Here is a 17,073-nt window from a genome sequence, read left to right on the forward strand (position 1 = left end):
GCGCGGCGCTCAGGCGGCCGGACCCGCACCCTGGGTCCGGGCTTCCTGGACCAGCGCCACCCGCAGTTCCACCCGCTTGAGTTCGCGCAGCACGCGGTTCGCCTCGACCCGGGTGCCCATCACCGACTTCATCATCGCCGAGTACTGGAAGGCGAGCAGCGCCACCACGCCCCAGCGCACGGCGGACAGGGTGTCGATCGCCGCCCAGAGCCGCCAGAACGCGAATGCGAAACCGGCGAACGCGGCGAGCGCGGTGACGTAGGCCAGCACGCCTACCCAGCCCTCCGGACCGCGGAACAGTCCCAGCGCCTGGTGGACGTAGCCCGGCTCGCCGTGACGCGCGAGCAGCTCGCGGTCCTCGGCGGTCAGGGCACGGGAAATCAGTTCATCGGTGTCGTTCATGTCGGCACTCCTTCCAGTCGGGCGCGGATGCGTTGCCGCGCATGCATGAGCCGGGTCTTGACCGTTCCCGGCGGGATGTCGAGCGCGACGGCGATCTCCGCCACGCCCAGGTGTTCGAGGTGGAACAACGCCAGCGCCGCGCGCTGCGCCGGCGGCAACTCGCGCATGGCGGCCAGCACCTCGGCCACCGCCACGGACTGCTCGCCGCCGTCGGCCGCCACCGCTTCGGCCTGCTCGACCGCCAGCGTCGCCAGGCCTTCGCGCTCGCGCCGCGCGTGGCCGAAACCGCGCTGGCAGCGGCGCGTCACGATCCGCAGCGCCCAGGCGGGAAAGGCGCGGGCGTCGGCCAGCCCGCGGATGCCGCGCATGATCTCGATCCAGGCCTCCTGGACCGCGTCCCGCGCATGTTCGGGATCGCCGGTCAGGCGCCAGGCGTGGCGTTCCAGCCGCGGCTGCCAGCGCGCGACCAGTCGTTCCCAGGCGGCGCGGTCGCCCGCCCGCGCCGACGCGGCGAGGTACTCGTCATAGATCCTGGCGGCATCGCGCGACACGGGTCGCTCCCCTCACGTTCCGATGCAGGAAGGTGGGGCAAAGCGGCCGCGCGGTTCACTCCCCGGCGCTCTATCCGCGATGGACCTGGAAACCGGCGAAGGACTGCGTCACCGGCATGATTTCCAGCCGGTTGATGTTGAGGTGCGGCGGCAGGGTCGCGACGTAGTGGATCTGCGCGGCGATGTCCTCGGCCGTCATCGGCTGCGCGCCGGCGTAGAGCCGGTCGGAGGCGGACTGGTCGCCGCCGGTGCGCACCAGGGTGAACTCGGTCTCGGCCATGCCCGGCTCGATCGAGGTCACGCGCACGCCGGTGCCATGCAGGTCCGAGCGCAGGCCCAGCGAGAACTGGGTGACGAAGGCCTTGGTGCCGCCATAGACGTTGCCGCCGGGATAGGGATAGCTGCCGGCGATCGAACTGATGTTGATGATCGCGCCGCGCCGTTCGATCAGCGTCGGCAGCAGGCGGTGGGTGAGCGTGGCCAGGGCGGTGACGTTGGTGTCGATCATCTGCCGCCACTGCGCCAGGTCGGCCTGCTGCGCCGCCGCGGTGCCCAGCGCCAGGCCGGCGTTGTTGACCAGCACGTCGATGCCGCGGAACGCGTCGGGCAGCGCGCCGAGCGCGGCCTCCATCGCGGCCGGGTCGCGGATGTCGAAGGCGGCAGTGTGCAGCCGGTCGCTGGCATGGGCTTCGGCGAGCGCCTGCAGCCGCTCCGCGCGCCGCCCGGTGGCGATCACGCGCCAGCCGCCGTCGAGGAAGCGCCGCACCGCGGCGGCGCCGAAGCCGGCGGTGGCGCCGGTGATGAGGATGGTCCTGGGCATGGGGGGATTCTATGCCGCGGGGCCGGGGGCATGGCGACCGGTGGCCCCCACCCCAGCCCTCCCCCGCGAGCGGGGGAGGGAGCAGGGCCGCGCAAGACGCCATTCGCCCGTCATGTTCGCCCTCGCCAGGCATGGCGCGGGTCAGTGCTCAGACCTCTTCCGGAGCGAACATGTTTCCCGCCGGCGACGACAGGCTCCCTCCCCCGCCTGCGGGGGAGGGTTGGGGTGAGGGGTTGGCGCAGCGTCGACCCTCAAGCCCCGGCGCGGCCGTCCGAAGTCCCGGATGCAGGCGTCCCCACCCTTCCCGGCTCCCCCTGCTCCTGCCCGGCCGTCCTTGCCGCACGTTTTCGACCAGTCGCCGTCTTCCCCCGGGTCTTCGCCTTGGTCGCCCGGTGCTTTTCCAGCATGCCTTCGGCCAGCACCACGTCCTCGGACAGGATGCCCGCGGCCTTGGCGATGGCGATGCGCGCCTGCGCCCGGTTCTCGTCCGGATTGGCCTGCAGCAGCTCGCGGATCGCCTCACGCAGCGCGCGGTCCGCGCTGCGCTTGAGCTGCAGGTCGTTGCTTTCCCGGAACAGCGCCAGCAGCGCATCGACGACGGGTTTGATCAGGGCGGCTTCGATGGCCATGGCGGTGTCTCCTCGAACACCGCCAGTGTCCGCCCGCGGCATCGCGCGGGCTGCGACCGCCCTGCGACGGGCGGCTCAGTTCGCCTTGATCGCCAGCGCCGGCAGGCCGCCGTTGCCCAGCTTCTGCTTGGCCTCGGCGAGCGCGGTGGCGCTGCCGTACGGGCCCATGCGCACGCGGTACACGGTCTTGCCGTTGGCGGTACCCGACTCGACCCGGGCGCTCAGCCCGAGCAGGGCGATCCGGGCCTTGAGCGCTTCGGCGTCGCCCGAGGCGCTGAACGAGCCGGCCTGGAGGATGTAGCGGGCGCCGTCTGAGGCCGGGGCCGTCATGGCCGCGGTGGCCGCCGGAGTGGCGGTCGCCACCGGCGCCGCGGGCGCGGCAGCGGGCTGTTCGGCCGCCGCCGCGTCCTGCTCGCGCAGGCGCTGCGCAGCCAGGGTGCGGCGCTGGCGTTCGGCTTCCTCGCGCGCGCTGGCGGCCAGCTCGGCGTCGGTCAGCGCCACTTCCTGCTCGGGCAGCACGGTATAGAAATCGTATTCGGGCGCTTCCTGGGCCGGCGTGGCCGCGGTGGCCGGGGGCCGGGGTGCCGGGACGTCCTCCACCGGCGCCTCGCCCTCGTCGATCGCGCTCACCGGCGGCTGCGCGGCCGGATTGGGCTGCGGGCGGAAGAAGCCGTCGTTGCCGTCGGGCTTGAGGTAGCGGGGCACCACCAGCACCGCGACCAGCGCGATCACGATGCCCAGGATCATCCACGCCCAGCCCGGCAACCCGTTGCCGTCGTTGCGCCGTGCCTGCGATTTGCCGCGTCTTGCCGCCATCTGCCTACTGCCTCACATCCGTTCGGGCGCGCTGACGCCCAGCAGTTCCAGGCCATTGGCCAGCACCTGCCGCACCGCCAGCGCCAATGCCAGGCGCGCGTCGCGCACCGTGGCCTCGTCGACCAGGAACTGGTGGTCGTTGTAATACGTCTGGAACCCCTGCGCCAGTTCGAGCAGGTAGACCGCGATCAGGTGCGGTTCAAGCTGTTCGCCCGCCGCGGCCACGATCTCCGGCCAGCGCGACAGGTCGATCAGCAGGTCGCGCAGCGGACCGTCGTCCAGGTCCAGCGGCTGCGCCAGGCCATGCTGCAGGTCGAAGGACAGGCCGCGCTCGTCGAGCTGGCGCAGCAGGCCGCAGATGCGCGCATGCGAGAGCTGCACGTAGTAGACCGGGTTGTCGAGCGACTGGCTGCGCGCCAGGTCGATGTCGAACACCAGCTGCGAATCGGGCTTGCGCGCCACCAGGAACCAGCGCACCGCATCGGCGCCGGCCTCGTCGATCAGGTCGCGCAGGGTGAGGTAGCTGCCGGCGCGCTTGGACAGCTTCACTTCCTCGCCACCGCGCATCACCGTGACCATCTGGTGCAGCACGTATTCGGGATAGCCGGCCGGGATGCCCTTGTCGAGCGCCTGCAGGCCGGCCTTCACCCGCGCCAGCGAGCCGTGGTGGTCGGCGCCCAGCTCGGTGATCGCGCGCTCGTAGCCGCGCTGCCACTTGGACAGGTGGTAGGCCACGTCCGGCACGAAATAGGTGTAGGTGCCGTCGGACTTGCGCATCACGCGGTCCTTGTCGTCACCGAACGCCGTGGTGCGCAGCCACAGCGCGCCGCCGTCCTCGTAGGTATGGCCGTTGGCGACGAGTTCGCGCACGGTCTCCTCGACCTTGCCTTCGGTGTACAGCGAGGACTCGAGGAAGTACACGTCGAAGGACACGCCGAAGGCGGCCAGGTCGGCGTTCTGCTCGCGGCGCAGGTAGGCCACGGCGAACTGTCGGAGCGCGTCGAGGTCGTCGGCATCGTCCTTGCCGGCCACCACGTGGTCCTCGACCTCGATGCGGTCGCCGCGCAGGTAGCTGGCGGCGACGTCGGCGATGTAGTCGCCGTTGTATGCGTCGGCCGGCCAGTTGGCGTCGCCGGGCTGGAGCCCCTTCGCACGCGCCTGCGTGGACAGCGCGAGATTGTTGATCTGCACGCCGGCGTCGTTGTAGTAGAACTCGCGGCGCACCGCCCAGCCGTTGGCGTCGAGCACGCGCGCGATGCAGTCGCCGATCACGCCGGCGCGGCCGTGGCCCACGTGCAGCGGTCCGGTGGGATTGGCCGAGACGTATTCCACGCCGGCAGTACGTCCGGCGCCGGCGTCGTTGCGGCCGTAGCCCGCGCCCTGGGCGTGCAGCTCGACCAGCTGCCGGCGCCAGGCCTCGGGCGAGAGGCGGAAGTTCAGGAAGCCGGGCCCGGCGATGTCGACCGCGGCGATGTCGCCGCCGGTGGCCAGCGCATCGACCAGCAGCTGCGCCAGCGCGCGCGGGTTCGACCGCGCCGGTTTGGCCAGCAGCATCGCGACATTGGTGGAGAAATCGCCGTGCGCACGGTCCTTCGGCCGCTCGACGACGAAATCGGGCGTGGCCAGGTCGGCGGGCAGGGTGCCTGCGTCGCGCAGGGTGGCGATGGCCTGTTCGACGATCTGTCGGATCTGGCCGCGGAGCGGGGTTTTCACGGGATGCGCAGTCGGATGTTGCAGACCGGCATTGTACGCGAGCGTGCCGCCGCGCCCGTCGCGCTAGACCCAGCCGCGCGCGGCCAGCGACACCGGCGTGCCATCGCCGACCACGAAGTGGTCGAGCAGGCGCACGTCCACCAGCGCCAGCGACTGCTTGAGCTGGGCGGTGACGGCGCGGTCGGCGGCGCTGGGTTCGGGATTGCCGCTGGGGTGGTTGTGGCCGACGATCACCGCCGCGGCGTTGTGCGCCAGCGCGCGGCGCACCACCTCGCGCGGATGCACCTCGGCGCCGTCGATGGTGCCGCGGAACAGTTCCTCGAAGCCCAGTGCGCGGTGGCGTGTGTCCAGGAACAGCACCGCGAAGACCTCGATCGCCTGGCCGCGCAGGCGTTGGGCGAAATACCGGCCGGCCGAGGCCGGATCGGTCAACGCCTCGCCGCGCTCCAGTCCCGCCGCCAGCCAGCGGTTGCACAGCTCCAGCGCGGCCGAGAGCATGCACGCGCGCGCCGGGCCCAGGCCGGGCAGGCGCGCCATCTGCGGCGCCGGCAGTTCGAGCAGCGCGCGCAGCGGGCCGTGGCGCTCCAGCAGCTGGCGTGCGGTGGCGACCGCATCCTGGCCGCGCAGGCCCGAACCCAGGAAGATCGCCAGCAGCTCGGCGTCCGACAGCGCAACGGCGCTGCGCGCCAGCAGCTTCTCGCGGGGACGTTCCAGGCTGGGCCAGTCGCGAATGCGCATGCGTCGGTGCTCGTGGAAGCGGGCGCTGGCGGCCGGCGCGAGGCCAGGCGGGACAGGGGAAATCGCGTCGGGCGCCGCTTCGGCCCGGCCGCCAGCATGGCCACGATTGCAGCGCGATCGGCGCGTCCGCGCAGCCGGGCACCCGCCCGCCATCGGGTAAGCTGTCCGCCCGATCCGGCGTAGGACTTTCCCGACGATGCCAGCGCAGCGCGGCCTGCATGGACAACGCCTGCTGCTGTGCGTCTGCGGCGGCATCGCCGCCTACAAGGCGGCCGAGCTGGTGCGCCGCCTGGGCGAGGCCGGTGCCACCGTGCAGGTGGCGATGACCGAGAGCGCGCAGCGCTTCGTCGGCGCCCAGACCTTCCAGGCGCTGAGCGGGCATCCGGTGCGCACCAGCCTGTGGGACGCGGCGGCCGAAGCGGCGATGGGCCACATCGAGCTGGCACGCTGGGCCGATCGCATCGTCATCGCCCCGGCCACCGCCAACACGCTGGCGAAACTCGCGCACGGGTTCGCCGACGACCTGGTCAGCACCCTGTGCCTGGCCACCACCGCGCCGCTGACCCTGTGCCCGGCGATGAACCATCGCATGTGGCTGCACCCGGCCACGCAGGCCAACATCGCGCTGCTGCGCGAACGCGGCGCGCAGGTGGTCGGCCCCGGGGACGGTCCGCTGGCCGAAGGCGAATCCGGCCCCGGCCGGCTCAGCGAACCGGCCGCGATCGTGGCCGCGCTGGAGGCCGCATGAGCGGGCCGCTTGCCGGCCGGCGGGTGCTGGTCAGCGCCGGACCGACGTTCGAGGACATCGATCCGGTGCGCTTCGTCGGCAACCGCAGCAGCGGCAAGATGGGCTTCGCCGTGGCCGCCGCGGCGCGGGCGATGGGCGCCACCGTGGTGCTGGTCGCCGGTCCCGTGCAACTGCCCACGCCCGACGGCGTGCGGCGCGTCGACGTGCGCTCGGCGGCGCAGATGCACGCCGCGGTGCTGGCGGAACTGCCGGCCGATGTCTACGTCGGCGCGGCCGCCGTCGCCGATTTCACCCCGCGCGCGGTGTCCGAACACAAGATCAAGAAGACCGCCGGCAGCCACACCCTGGTGCTCGAACTGGTCCGCACCCCCGACATCCTCGCCGAGGTGGCCGCGCATCCGCAGCGCCCGGCGCTGGTGGTCGGCTTCGCCGCGGAAACCCACGAGGTCGAGCGCTATGCGCGCGGCAAGCTGCAGGGCAAGCGCCTGGACCTGATCGCCGCCAACCTGGTCGGCGCGGCCGAAGGCGGCTTCGAGCGCGACGACAACGCGCTGGTCGTGTACTGGGACGGCGGCGAGCGCAGGCTCGGCCCGGCCGCCAAGACCGAGGTCGCCGCGCAGCTGGTGCAACTGATCGCGGAGCGCGTCGCGTGAGCCAACCCGGTTTCGTCCTGCAGGTGAAGGTGCTCGACCCGCGCCTGGGCGGGCAGTGGCCGCTGCCGGCGCACGCCACCGAGGGCAGCGCCGGCCTCGACCTGCGCGCCGCGCTCGATGCGCCGCTAGCGCTGGCCCCGGGCGATGCGGCGCTGGTACCGTCGGGCCTGGCGATCCACATCGGCGATCCGGCGCTGTGCGCGGTGATCCTGCCGCGCTCGGGACTGGGCCACAGGCACGGCATCGTGCTGGGCAACGGCACCGGCCTGATCGACGCCGACTACCAGGGCCCGCTGCTGATCAGCGTCTGGAATCGCGGCCGGGAAGCCTTCACCATCGAGCCGGGCGACCGCATTGCGCAGCTGGTGATCCTGCCGGTGGTGCGCGCGCAGCTGCAGCTCGTGGATACTTTCAGCGACAGTGCGCGCGGCGCGGGCGGCTTCGGCCACACCGGCATGCGCTGACAGGGGAGCAACGACATGACCGAAACCAGCGGATCGTCCAGGGCGCGCGTGTTCGCGCAGGCGCGCCCCCTGCTGCCCTTCCTGGCGGCCGCCGTGGCGCTGCTGGCGCTGTGGCTGGCATGGAGCGGCTGGCGTGGCCTGCAGGACGAGTCGCGCCGCACCAGCGCGAGCCTGGCGCGCGACACCGCGGCGAGCGTGGCCTCCACCCACCTGCGCGGCGAGCTCAAGCGCATGGACGAGCACCTGGCGCGTCCGGAGGTACAGGCCGCGCTGCAGGCCGGCGACCTCGACGGCGCCGCGCGCGCCCTGGCGGCGGACTGGCCGCAGCTGGAACAGGCGCAGATGCATCCGGCCGACCTGACCGCGCGCCACGCGGCGCTGCCCGAAGGCGGGTTCGGACCGGTCTCGGTGATGGAGGCGGCGCTGGTCGAGGGCGCGCCGGTCGTCCAGGTGATCCGTGTCGGCGACGGGCCGCGCGTGGCCGTGGCCGCGCCGGCCAGGGTCGGCGACAGGCTGGTCGGGGTGGCGCTGGCGCAGCTGCCGCTGTCGCGCGCCACCCAGGGGCTGGAAGTGGCGGACGTGGACCCGGCCACCTATGTCGCCCTGCGCCAGGGCGGCTTCACCCTGCTCGAGCGCGGCGATGTGGCCCAGGCCGACGCCGCCGAACGCATGGCGGTGCCGGTCACCGGTACCCCCCTGCGCGTGGCCGCGGCGCTGCCGGCGGCATCGGCCGCGCCGTTCGGGCTGGAGGGCGTGCCGCTGTTCGTCGCGGTGGGTGGCCTGCTGTTGCTGGCCTACCTGCTGTGGCGGCTGCCTGCGCCGGTACGGCGCGCGCTGGAAGTCGAGGCGCCGGCCGACCACGCGCAGGCTCCCACCCTGGCCGAAGCGCTGACCGCCGGCCCGGGCGATACCGACGCTTCACCCACCGCCGACGCCGCCCCCAGCATCGTGATCCGAGAAATGAAAGCCGAACCCGTGAACATCGACCGCAGCATCTTCCGCGCCTACGACATCCGCGGCATCGTCGGACAGACCCTGGACACCGGCGTGGCCGAACTGATCGGCCATTCGGTCGGCTCGCTGATGCACGACCAGGGCCTGGAGGACATCGTGGTCGGCCGCGACGGCCGCCTGTCCGGTCCGGACATGGTGGCCGGCCTGATCCGCGGCCTGCGCAAGGCCGGGCGCAACGTCATCGACATCGGCATGGCGCCGACCCCGGTGACCTACTTCGGCGCCTTCCACCTGCGCACCGGCTGCTGCATTTCGGTCACCGGCAGCCACAACCCGCCCGACTACAACGGCTTCAAGATCGTGGTCGGCGGAAACACCCTGTCGGGCACGGCGATCACCGACCTGTACGCACGCATCGCCGACGGCCGCCTGCACGATGCGCCCGAGCCGGGCGCCGCCAGCGAGCGCGACATCGGCGACGCCTATGTCGAGCGGATCAGCAACGACGTGCAGCTGGCGCGGCCGATCAAGGTCGTGGTCGACGCCGGCAACGGCGTGGCCGGCGAGATCGGCCCGCGCGTGCTCGAGGCGATCGGCGCCGAGGTCATCCCGCTGTTCTGCGAGATCGACGGCACCTTCCCCAACCACCATCCCGATCCGAGCGAACCGCACAACCTCGAGGACCTGATCGGCACGGTCAAGCGCTTCGACGCCGACCTGGGCATCGCCTTCGACGGCGACGGCGACCGCCTGGGCGTGGTGACGAAGGACGGCGAGAACATCTATCCCGACCGCCTGCTGATGCTGTTCGCGGCCGACGTGCTCGACCGCAATCCCGGCGCGGTGATCGTCTACGACGTGAAGTGCACCGGGCGCCTGCCGGGCCACATCCTGCGCCACGGCGGCAGCCCGCTGATGTGGAAGACCGGGCACTCGCTGATCAAGGCCAAGATGCGCGAGACCGAGGCCGAACTGGCCGGCGAGATGAGCGGCCACTTCTTCTTCCAGGAACGCTGGTACGGCTTCGACGACGGCATCTATGCCGCCGCGCGCCTGCTGGAGATCCTGGCGCTGGAACCGGGCGAGCCCAGCGACGCGCTGAACGCGCTGCCCGGCGGCGTGTCCACGCCCGAGATCAAGGTTGAGGTCGCCGACGGCAACCCGCACGGCTTCGTCGAGCGGTTCCAGAAGCAGGCCAGCTTCGAGGGCGCGCGCCTGTCGACGATCGACGGCCTGCGCGTGGACTGGAACGACGGCTGGGGCCTGGTCCGCGCCTCCAACACCACGCCGGTGCTGGTACTGCGCTTCGACGCCGACAGCCAGCAGGCGCTGGACCGCATCCTCGGCGACTTCCGCGCGCAGATCGCGCTGGTGGATCCGGAGCTGCAGCTGCCGTTCTGACTCCCGGACTGCGCTGTGCACCTGCGGCGAAGTCGGCATCAGTGATAGCGCGCCGGGGCGACGGGTGGCGCGGTAGGCCGGCTACGGGGAGCGCTGGGGACGAATGTCCACCGTTCCTGACCGAGGATCTGCCGCGTTGGCACCATCGCCGCGTGTCCGGGAGCCGAGACGCGGCTTGGCCGGGGAGTCCCTGCAGCGAAATCAAGGAGGAGGCCTTCGCCGCAGGCGAAGGCCGGGGGACATTCGCGGAAGGGACTCCCCGGTCAGGCCGCGGCCCCAACGGCGGCGCATGCACCGGACACGGCGCATGCGCCCACTCCACTCCCATCGAAGCGGGAGCACTCAGCCGCGCGCGATCTCCACCCGCCTGCCATCGGCCTTCGCCGACGCGAACGCGGCATCGACCACGCGCAGGTCGGCCAGGCCCTCCTCGCCGGGCGCGCGTGGCGCGGTGCCCTGCAGGATCGATTGCGCGTCGTTGTCCATCTGCTCGGCCTGCATGCGCGGGCGCGCGCCAAGCTGCGGCTCGAATACGGTGCCGTCGCTGGCCCGGCCCTGGTTGCCTTCGTAGCCCTGGAACGGACTCATGGTGTACCAGCCGCGCTCGCAGTCGACCTGCAGCGTGTTGAGCTCGCGGCCGAAGCTGGTCACGCAGTCGGCGACGATGTCGTCCGGGAACTCCAGGCGGAAGCGCGTCGTCTCGTCGACGCCCTTGAACAGATCGCGGCGCGCGGTCTCGTCCCAGGCCTGCACCGCGACCGGTTCCATGCCGGTGCAGTAGCGCGCGGCGTTGATGCAGTACACGCCCATGTCGTACATCGCGCCGCCGCCGCGCGCCGGATCCAGGCGCCAGGCGCCGTCTGCGCCGTCCCGCCAGCCGAACCAGCCGGCATCGGCGCGCAGCTTGATGATCCGCCCGAACGGCCGTTCCTTCGCCATCGCCATGAACCGGCGCGTGTTGGGTTCGTGCTGCATGCGGTAGCCGACGGCCAGCTGCACGCGGTTGTCGCGGCAGGCCCGGATCATGGCCTCGCCTTCGGCCGCATTCATCGCCATCGGCTTTTCGCACCAGACGTGCTTGCCGGCGTTGGCCGCGACCTCGGTCAGCGACTTGTGCACGTGGTTGGGCGTGGCGATGTAGACCACGTCGATGTCGGGATTGTCGGCGATGCGGTGGAAGTCGTCGTAGGAATAGACGTTGGCATCGGCGATGGCGTACTTGCGCTGCCACTCTTCGAGCTTGGCCGGCGTGCCGCTGACCAGGCCGGCGAGGCGGCAGTGGCGGGTCAGCTGCAGCGCCGGGGCCAGCAGGTGCCCTGCGTAATATCCGAGCCCGACCAGGGCCACGCCGAGCTTGCGCTCCTGCGCCAGCCCGCGCGGCGTCCAGGCCGCGGCCGCGCCGGCCACCGCCATCGACTGCAGCGCTTCGCGCCGGGTCCAGCCATTGCTCCCTTGCTTGCCCATCGCACGCTCCCTCCTCCCGGGTGTCGCCTGCATGTTAGCGCTCACCTGGGGCGATCGGCGCCTGCGGCCGGGCGATAATGCGCCCATGCATGGCCTGCACCCCCGTCGCGTCGCGGTGGTCGGCGGCGGCCCGGCCGGGCTGATCGCCGCCGAACGGCTGTGCGCGGCGGGGCTGGCGGTGGACCTGTTCGAAGCCAAGGGTTCGGTCGGGCGCAAGTTCCTGATTGCCGGCAAGGGCGGACTCAACCTCACCCATTCCGATCCGCCCGCGCTGTTCGCCACCCGCTATCGCGAGCGCGAGGCCGAGGTCGCGCGCTGGCTGGCGCGGTTCGATGCCGCGGCACTGCGCGACTGGGCGCACAGACTGGGCGTGGACACCTACGTCGGCAGCTCGGGGCGCGTGTTCCCGCTCGACCGCAAGGCCGCACCGCTGCTGCGCGGCTGGGTGCGGCGATTGCGCGAGCAGGGCGTGGCCTTCCATGTGCAGCACCGCTGGCGCGGCTGGAGCGCGGACGGGGCGCTGTGTTTCGACACCCCCGGGGGCGAGCGGCGCGTGGTGGCCGACGCGACGGTGCTGGCGCTGGGCGGCGCCAGCTGGCCGCAGCTGGGCAGCGACGGCGGCTGGGTGCCGACGCTGGTGTCGCAGGGGATCGACGTGGCGCCGCTCGCGCCGGCCAACTGCGGCTTCGACATCGGCTGGTCGGCGCACTTCGCCCAGCGCCACGCCGGTGCGCCGCTCAAGCCGCTGGTCGTGCACTGGGTGGATGCGGACGGGAAGGCGCAGGCGCTGCAGGGCGAATGCGTCGTGACGGCGAGCGGGCTGGAAGGCAGCCTGATCTATGCGATTTCGGCGACGTTACGCGAATCGATCGCGCGCGACGGTCACGCCGACATCGCCCTGGACCTGGCACCGGGACGCGAGGAAGCCGCGCTGCGCCAGGCGCTGGAGCGGCCGCGCGGCGGCCGCAGCCTGTCCGAACACCTGCGCCGTGCCGCGGGCCTGCAGGGCGCCAAGGCCGGACTGCTGCGCGAGGTGCTGGGCGCCGGGGCGATGCAGGACCCGGCGCGGCTGGCGGCCGCGGCCAAGCGCCTGCCGCTGCGCGTGCTGCGGCCACGGCCGGTGGCCGAAGCGATCAGCAGCGCCGGTGGCGTGCGCCTGGAGGCGCTGGACCGGCGGCTGATGCTGCGCGGCCTGCCCGGCGTGTTCTGCGCCGGCGAGATGCTCGACTGGGAGGCGCCGACTGGCGGCTACCTGCTGACCGCGTGTTTCGCCAGCGGACTGGCGGCGGCGGACGGGGCGATCGACTGGCTGGAGGCGACGGCGGCCGGCTGAGGGTCGCGCGCGTCGATCCCGCTTCGTTGCGCGGCTGTTCCGGCAGCCAGCCCGGGACGGACGTGGCGCCGGCGGCTCGGGCGGCCGGGCAGGCCGCCAGGCAATCAGCCCCGAGCCGGGGTCCGCAGCGCGTGGTAGCGCTCGATGGCGTGCTCGAGTTCGGCATCCAGCGAGGCGCGCTCTTCCTGCTGCTGGCGCATGATCGCCTGCTGGCGCAGCAGGTCGACGTGCTGGGCCCGGATGCTGCTGGCCAGCGCCTTGCCCACCGGCTTGCCCTGCAGCTCCAGGTCGTTGGCCTGGCGCAGCAGCGAGACCAGGCTCTGGCGCAGGTTGGCCACGCCCATGCGCGAGGTCTTCAGGCCTTCGTCCACCAGCACGATGCGATCGCCGAAGGCGTTGCGCAGGTCGGCCTCGGTCTCGTAGGACTCGGCCATCGCGCGTTCGCGCCGCAGCCGCGCGGCCTCGGCATTGGCGGCGATGCGGGCCTGGTGCTGGGCCTCCTCGGCGGCGGCGCGCTGTTCGGGGCTCAGCTGTTCGTCGAACCGGGCCAGCGGCCGGCCGCTGCTCACGCTCAGTTCGGTGCGCGCGGCGTCCACCGCCTCGGGCGGCAGGGCATCGCCGCAGACCTTGCGGCCGTTCTCGTTCCAGCAGTAGAGCTTCTTCTCCGCCTGCGCGGGCCGGTTCTGCTGGGCCTGGACGGCCACGGGCAGTGCACACAGCGCGGCGATGGCGAGCATTGCGTGGATCTTCATCGAACTCCGCCCCCTGCGGCTCGAATCAGCGATGGTTGTCGCGGACGCCATATTGCACCCGATAGGCCTGCAGGCGGACGCGCTCGTCGGCAAGCGACGCGCTTGCGTCGGCGAAGCCGAGCAGGTCGTCCAGCGTGGCCACGGCGACCACCGGGATGCCGGCCTCGGCCGCGACGGCCTGTGCGGCCGACTGCGACTGGCCTTCGCCGGCGATTTCCTGGCGGTCGAGCGCGATCACGATGCCGGCCGGGGTGCCGCCGGCGTTGCTGATGATCGCCAGCGCCTCGCGGATCGCGGTGCCGGCGGTGATCACGTCGTCCACCACCAGCACGCGGCGGCCGTCCAGCGGTGCGCCGATCAGGCTGCCGCCCTCGCCATGGGCCTTGGCTTCCTTGCGGTTGAACGCGACCGGCAGGTCGCGGCCGCGGCGCGCGTACTCGCAGGCGAGCGCAGTCGCCAGCGGGATGCCCTTGTAGGCCGGGCCGAACAGCAGGTCGAAGCCGGTCCCGGCCTCGTCCAGGGCATCGGCATAGCAGGCCGCCAGCGCCGACAGCGCGGCGCCGGAATTGAACAGGCCGGCGTTGAAGAAGTACGGGCTTTCCCGGCCGGATTTCAGGGTGAACCGGCCGAAGCGCAGCGCCTGCGCCTGCAGGGCAAGGTCCAGGAACCGGGTGCGGTGGTCGCTCATGGCGGCATTGTCCCACAGCCGCCGGCGCCGGCCGCCGGACATCGTGGCCCGGAAGCGCGCGCCGGCCGTTGCGGTCCGGCCGGCCGCACCGGGATGCGACAATCCGCGGTTGTCCTTGATCGAGAAGGAGTCGGAAGATGTCCGGCCTGCCCCCCTGCCCGCAATGCGGTTCGAGCTACACCTACGAGGACGGGGCGATGCTGGTCTGCCCGGAATGCGCGCACGAATGGTCGCCCGGCGAAGCCGCCGAGCAGGCCGCCGCGGACGCCGCCGCCGCCCAGGTGCGCGACGCCAACGGCACCCCGCTCGCCGATGGCGACAGCGTGGTGGTGATCAAGGACCTGAAGGTGAAGGGTTCCTCGCTGGTGGTGAAGGTGGGCACCAAGGTCCGCAACATCCGCCTGGTCGACGGCGACCACGACATCGACTGCAGGATCGACGGCATCGGCCAGATGGGGCTGAAGTCGGAGTTCGTGCGCAAGGCCTGACCCGCTGTCGCGGACCCGGCCGCGTGCGCGGCCGGCCGGCGCGGCGGCGCGCGCGATGGGCTAGGCTTGCGCCTCGCCCAACGCAGTCCCCCGCATGCGCATCGTCAGCTTCAACGCCAACGGCATCCGTTCCGCTTCGACCAAGGGCTTTTTCGGCTGGCTGGAAGGCCAGCAGGCCGACGTGGTCTGCCTGCAGGAAACCAAGGCGCAGGAACACCAGCTCGCCGATCCCTGCTTCCGCCCGCTCGGCCACTGCGTCTACCGCGACGCGACCACCAAGAAGGGCTACAGCGGCGTGGCGATCTACAGCCGCCGCGAGCCCGACGAGGTGCGCACGGCGCTGGGCTGGGCGCCGTTCGACGACGAAGGGCGCTACATCGAGGCGCGCTTCGGCAACCTCAGCGTGGTCTCGTTCTACATCCCCTCCGGCTCGTCCGGCGAGCTGCGCCAGGGCTTCAAGTTCGAAGTGATGGAGTGGCTCAGGCCGATCCTCGACCAGTGGCTGGCCAGTGGCCGCGAGTACGTGCTGTGCGGGGACTGGAACATCGTGCGCGCGAAGAACGACATCAGGAACTGGTCGAGCAACCAGAAGAATTCCGGCTGCCTGCCGGCCGAGCGCGCCTGGCTCAACTCGATGATCGCCGACGAACACGGCGACGGACTGGTGGCGCCGCCGGCGCGCGGCTGGAAGGACAGCTTCCGCGTCGCCCGGCCCGACGCGGTCGAATACACCTGGTGGAGCAACCGCGGCGCCGCGCGCGCCAACAACGTCGGCTGGCGCATCGACTACCAGCTGGCGACGCCGGGGATCGCGCAATCGATCACCCACGCCGCGGTGCATCCCGAACCGCGCTTCTCCGACCACGCGCCCTACGTCGTGGACTACGACGCGTGAGCGACGCCAGGCCGTCGACCTGGAGGGCGTTCACGCAGCCCGCGGCGTGGACGATGTTCTTCTTCGGTTTCGCCTCGGGCATGCCGTTCCTGCTGGTCGCCGGCACGCTGGCGTACTGGCTCAAGGAAAACGGCATCGAGCTGAAGAACATTACGCTCATCGCCAGCGCCGGCATGACCTACACGCTCAAATTCCTGTGGGCGCCGCTGGTCGACCGCTGGCGGCTGCCGCTGCTGGGCCGTTTCGGCCAGCGCCGCGGCTGGCTGCTGCTGGCGCTGGGCATCGTGATCGCCGGCCTGCTGCTGATGGCCCAGCTCACCCCCGACCGGCTTGCCGCGTTCGTCTGGATCACCCTGATGACCGCCTTCGCCGGCGCTACGCTCGACATCGCGGTGGACGCGTACCGCGTGGAGATCGCGCCGAAGGAATCGCAGGGCGCGCTGGTGGCGACCTATTCGCTGGGCTACCGGATCGCGCTGATCGTCACCGGCGCGCTGGCCCTGGTGCTGGCCGACCACGTGGCCTGGCCGCTGGTGTACCGGGTGATGGCGCTGGTGATGCTGGTGCCGGTGGTGGCGGTACTCGTCGCGCGCGAACCGGATGTGGTGCGCGTGCGGATGGAGACCTGGGGCCAGGGCCTGCGCGAGGGCGTGGTCGAGCCCTTCGCCGATTTCTTCCGCCGCTTCGGCGGCGCGCTGGCGCTGGCGCTGCTCGGCTTCATCCTGTTGGCCAAGATCTCCGACCAGTCGCTGGGCGGCGGTATCATGGCGCCGTTCTACCTCGACCAGGGCTTCACCAAGACCCAGATCGCGGCGGTGTCCAAGGTCTACGGGATCTGGGTGGGCATCGCCGGGGTGTTCCTCGGCGGCATCGCGGTCGCGCGCTGGGGCGTGAAGTGGCCGCTGCTGGCGGGCGTGATCCTGGGCGCGGCCAGCAACCTGCTGTACCTGTGGCTGATCGGCGCCGACGGCGACGTGTGGATGCTGACCTTCGTGATCTCCGGCGAGAACCTCGCCCAGGGCTTCCAGGGCACCACGCTGGTGGCCTTCCTCTCGGCGCTGGTCAACCAGCGCTTCACCGCCACCCAGTACGCGCTGTTTTCATCACTGGTGATGTTGCCGGGCAAGGTGCTGAGCGCGGTCTCGGGCGGGATCGTGGAGCAGGTGGGCTACGGGGTGTACTTCGCCATCACCACCGCGGTGGCGGTGCCGGCGGTGCTGCTGTTCTTCTGGTTGAAACCGAGGCTGGTCCTGTCGGACGATGGCGCCGCCTCGACATAGGGAAACGCCGGGATGACCGACATCGTGCTCAAGGATGCCGACCCGATCCTGTTCGACCGGATCCGCCGGGTTGCCGATGCCCGCGGCTGGGACCTGCCGCACGCGCTGCAGTACCTGCTCGAACAGGGCCTGCACGTGTACGAGGGCGATGGTTCGGTACGCTTCGACAACACCGAGGCCGACGCGCTGGCGGCGATGATCAAGGCGCTGGAGCAGGTGCCGGACGACCCGGGCTACGCCTCGATCGGACGCGTACGCTCGGCAGCCGACTGAGCGCAGCAGCC

The 17,073-nt window shown here is 71.9% G+C and carries 17 protein-coding genes and 1 pseudogene; 8 read left to right on the top strand and 10 right to left on the bottom strand.

Annotated elements, in window-relative coordinates; translation table 11 throughout:
- Nucleotides 1-9 precede the first annotated feature (9 nt).
- The 7 genes from Q0863_RS09755 to radC form a co-directional block, all read right to left on the bottom strand.
- On the bottom strand, nucleotides 10-402 hold the full coding sequence (locus Q0863_RS09755) for a DUF6768 family protein (RefSeq protein ID WP_298577651.1): 393 nt from the start codon (nucleotides 400-402) through the stop codon (nucleotides 10-12).
- Nucleotides 399-953: a sigma-70 family RNA polymerase sigma factor gene (locus Q0863_RS09760; protein WP_298577653.1), complete on the bottom strand. Its 555-nt coding sequence runs from the start codon at nucleotides 951-953 to the stop codon at nucleotides 399-401. The genes Q0863_RS09755 and Q0863_RS09760 overlap by 4 nt, the downstream gene beginning before the upstream one ends.
- A 70-nt stretch (nucleotides 954-1,023) precedes the next feature.
- Complete coding sequence (locus Q0863_RS09765) at nucleotides 1,024-1,773, bottom strand: SDR family NAD(P)-dependent oxidoreductase (RefSeq protein ID WP_298577655.1); 750 nt, start codon at nucleotides 1,771-1,773, stop codon at nucleotides 1,024-1,026.
- A 251-nt stretch (nucleotides 1,774-2,024) separates the two neighbouring features.
- A complete protein-coding gene (locus tag Q0863_RS09770) occupies nucleotides 2,025-2,402 on the bottom strand; it encodes a hypothetical protein (protein WP_298577656.1) in 378 nt (125 codons plus the stop codon).
- A gap of 75 nt (nucleotides 2,403-2,477) precedes the next feature.
- Nucleotides 2,478-3,218, bottom strand: coding sequence for an SPOR domain-containing protein (locus Q0863_RS09775; RefSeq protein WP_298577657.1), 741 nt, complete (start codon nucleotides 3,216-3,218; stop codon nucleotides 2,478-2,480).
- A 12-nt stretch (nucleotides 3,219-3,230) separates the two neighbouring features.
- Nucleotides 3,231-4,931, bottom strand: a complete 1,701-nt coding sequence (gene argS, locus Q0863_RS09780) for an arginine--tRNA ligase (protein WP_298577659.1) — start codon at nucleotides 4,929-4,931, stop codon at nucleotides 3,231-3,233.
- 63 nt (nucleotides 4,932-4,994) lie between these two features.
- The gene (gene radC, locus Q0863_RS09785; protein WP_298577660.1) at nucleotides 4,995-5,669 is read right to left on the bottom strand and encodes a DNA repair protein RadC; all 675 of its coding nucleotides are present in this window, start codon (nucleotides 5,667-5,669) and stop codon (nucleotides 4,995-4,997) included.
- Nucleotides 5,670-5,865: 196 nt separating this feature from the next.
- On the opposite strand from radC, the pseudogene coaBC reads away from it, so the two are divergent.
- The 3 genes and pseudogenes from coaBC (at nucleotide 5,866) to Q0863_RS09800 (ending at nucleotide 9,889) form a co-directional block, all read left to right on the top strand.
- Nucleotides 5,866-7,070, top strand: a pseudogene (gene coaBC, locus Q0863_RS09790) (bifunctional phosphopantothenoylcysteine decarboxylase/phosphopantothenate--cysteine ligase CoaBC).
- Entirely contained in the window at nucleotides 7,067-7,534 is a 468-nt protein-coding gene (dut, locus tag Q0863_RS09795) for a dUTP diphosphatase (protein ID WP_298577662.1), read from the top strand. Before coaBC ends, dut begins: the two are co-directional and overlap by 4 nt.
- 15 nt (nucleotides 7,535-7,549) lie before the next feature.
- Nucleotides 7,550-9,889: a phosphomannomutase/phosphoglucomutase gene (locus Q0863_RS09800; protein WP_298577664.1), complete on the top strand. Its 2,340-nt coding sequence runs from the start codon at nucleotides 7,550-7,552 to the stop codon at nucleotides 9,887-9,889.
- 342 nt (nucleotides 9,890-10,231) lie between these two features.
- On the opposite strand, the gene Q0863_RS09805 is transcribed toward Q0863_RS09800, so the two are convergent.
- Nucleotides 10,232-11,353 carry a Gfo/Idh/MocA family oxidoreductase gene (locus Q0863_RS09805; RefSeq protein WP_298577665.1) on the bottom strand — a complete coding sequence of 374 codons (1,122 nt, stop codon included), beginning with the start codon at nucleotides 11,351-11,353 and terminating at the stop codon, nucleotides 10,232-10,234.
- Between the two features lie 85 nt (nucleotides 11,354-11,438).
- On the opposite strand from Q0863_RS09805, the gene Q0863_RS09810 reads away from it, so the two are divergent.
- A complete protein-coding gene (locus tag Q0863_RS09810) occupies nucleotides 11,439-12,686 on the top strand; it encodes a TIGR03862 family flavoprotein (protein WP_298577666.1) in 1,248 nt (415 codons plus the stop codon).
- Between the two features lie 104 nt (nucleotides 12,687-12,790).
- Here Q0863_RS09810 and Q0863_RS09815 read toward each other — a convergent pair whose 3' ends face one another.
- Entirely contained in the window at nucleotides 12,791-13,438 is a 648-nt protein-coding gene (locus Q0863_RS09815; RefSeq protein ID WP_298577667.1) for a hypothetical protein, read from the bottom strand.
- Nucleotides 13,439-13,463: 25 nt separating this feature from the next.
- Nucleotides 13,464-14,126 (bottom strand): orotate phosphoribosyltransferase, encoded by a 663-nt coding sequence (gene pyrE / locus Q0863_RS09820; protein WP_298577668.1) that lies wholly within the window; start codon nucleotides 14,124-14,126, stop codon nucleotides 13,464-13,466.
- A gap of 137 nt (nucleotides 14,127-14,263) precedes the next feature.
- Here pyrE and Q0863_RS09825 point away from each other — a divergent pair, with 137 nt between their 5' ends.
- The 4 genes from Q0863_RS09825 (at nucleotide 14,264) to Q0863_RS09840 (ending at nucleotide 17,062) form a co-directional block, all read left to right on the top strand.
- The gene (locus Q0863_RS09825) at nucleotides 14,264-14,614 is read left to right on the top strand and encodes a zinc ribbon domain-containing protein YjdM (protein ID WP_298577669.1); all 351 of its coding nucleotides are present in this window, start codon (nucleotides 14,264-14,266) and stop codon (nucleotides 14,612-14,614) included.
- Between the two features lie 94 nt (nucleotides 14,615-14,708).
- The gene (locus Q0863_RS09830) at nucleotides 14,709-15,509 is read left to right on the top strand and encodes an exodeoxyribonuclease III (protein ID WP_298577670.1); all 801 of its coding nucleotides are present in this window, start codon (nucleotides 14,709-14,711) and stop codon (nucleotides 15,507-15,509) included.
- A 53-nt stretch (nucleotides 15,510-15,562) separates the two neighbouring features.
- Nucleotides 15,563-16,789 carry an MFS transporter gene (locus Q0863_RS09835; protein ID WP_298577807.1) on the top strand — a complete coding sequence of 409 codons (1,227 nt, stop codon included), beginning with the start codon at nucleotides 15,563-15,565 and terminating at the stop codon, nucleotides 16,787-16,789.
- A gap of 12 nt (nucleotides 16,790-16,801) precedes the next feature.
- Nucleotides 16,802-17,062: a hypothetical protein gene (locus tag Q0863_RS09840; RefSeq protein ID WP_298577671.1), complete on the top strand. Its 261-nt coding sequence runs from the start codon at nucleotides 16,802-16,804 to the stop codon at nucleotides 17,060-17,062.
- The last annotated feature ends 11 nt before the right edge of the window (nucleotides 17,063-17,073 follow it).

Source organism: uncultured Luteimonas sp., assembly GCF_947492465.1.
Taxonomy (GTDB): domain Bacteria; phylum Pseudomonadota; class Gammaproteobacteria; order Xanthomonadales; family Xanthomonadaceae; genus Luteimonas.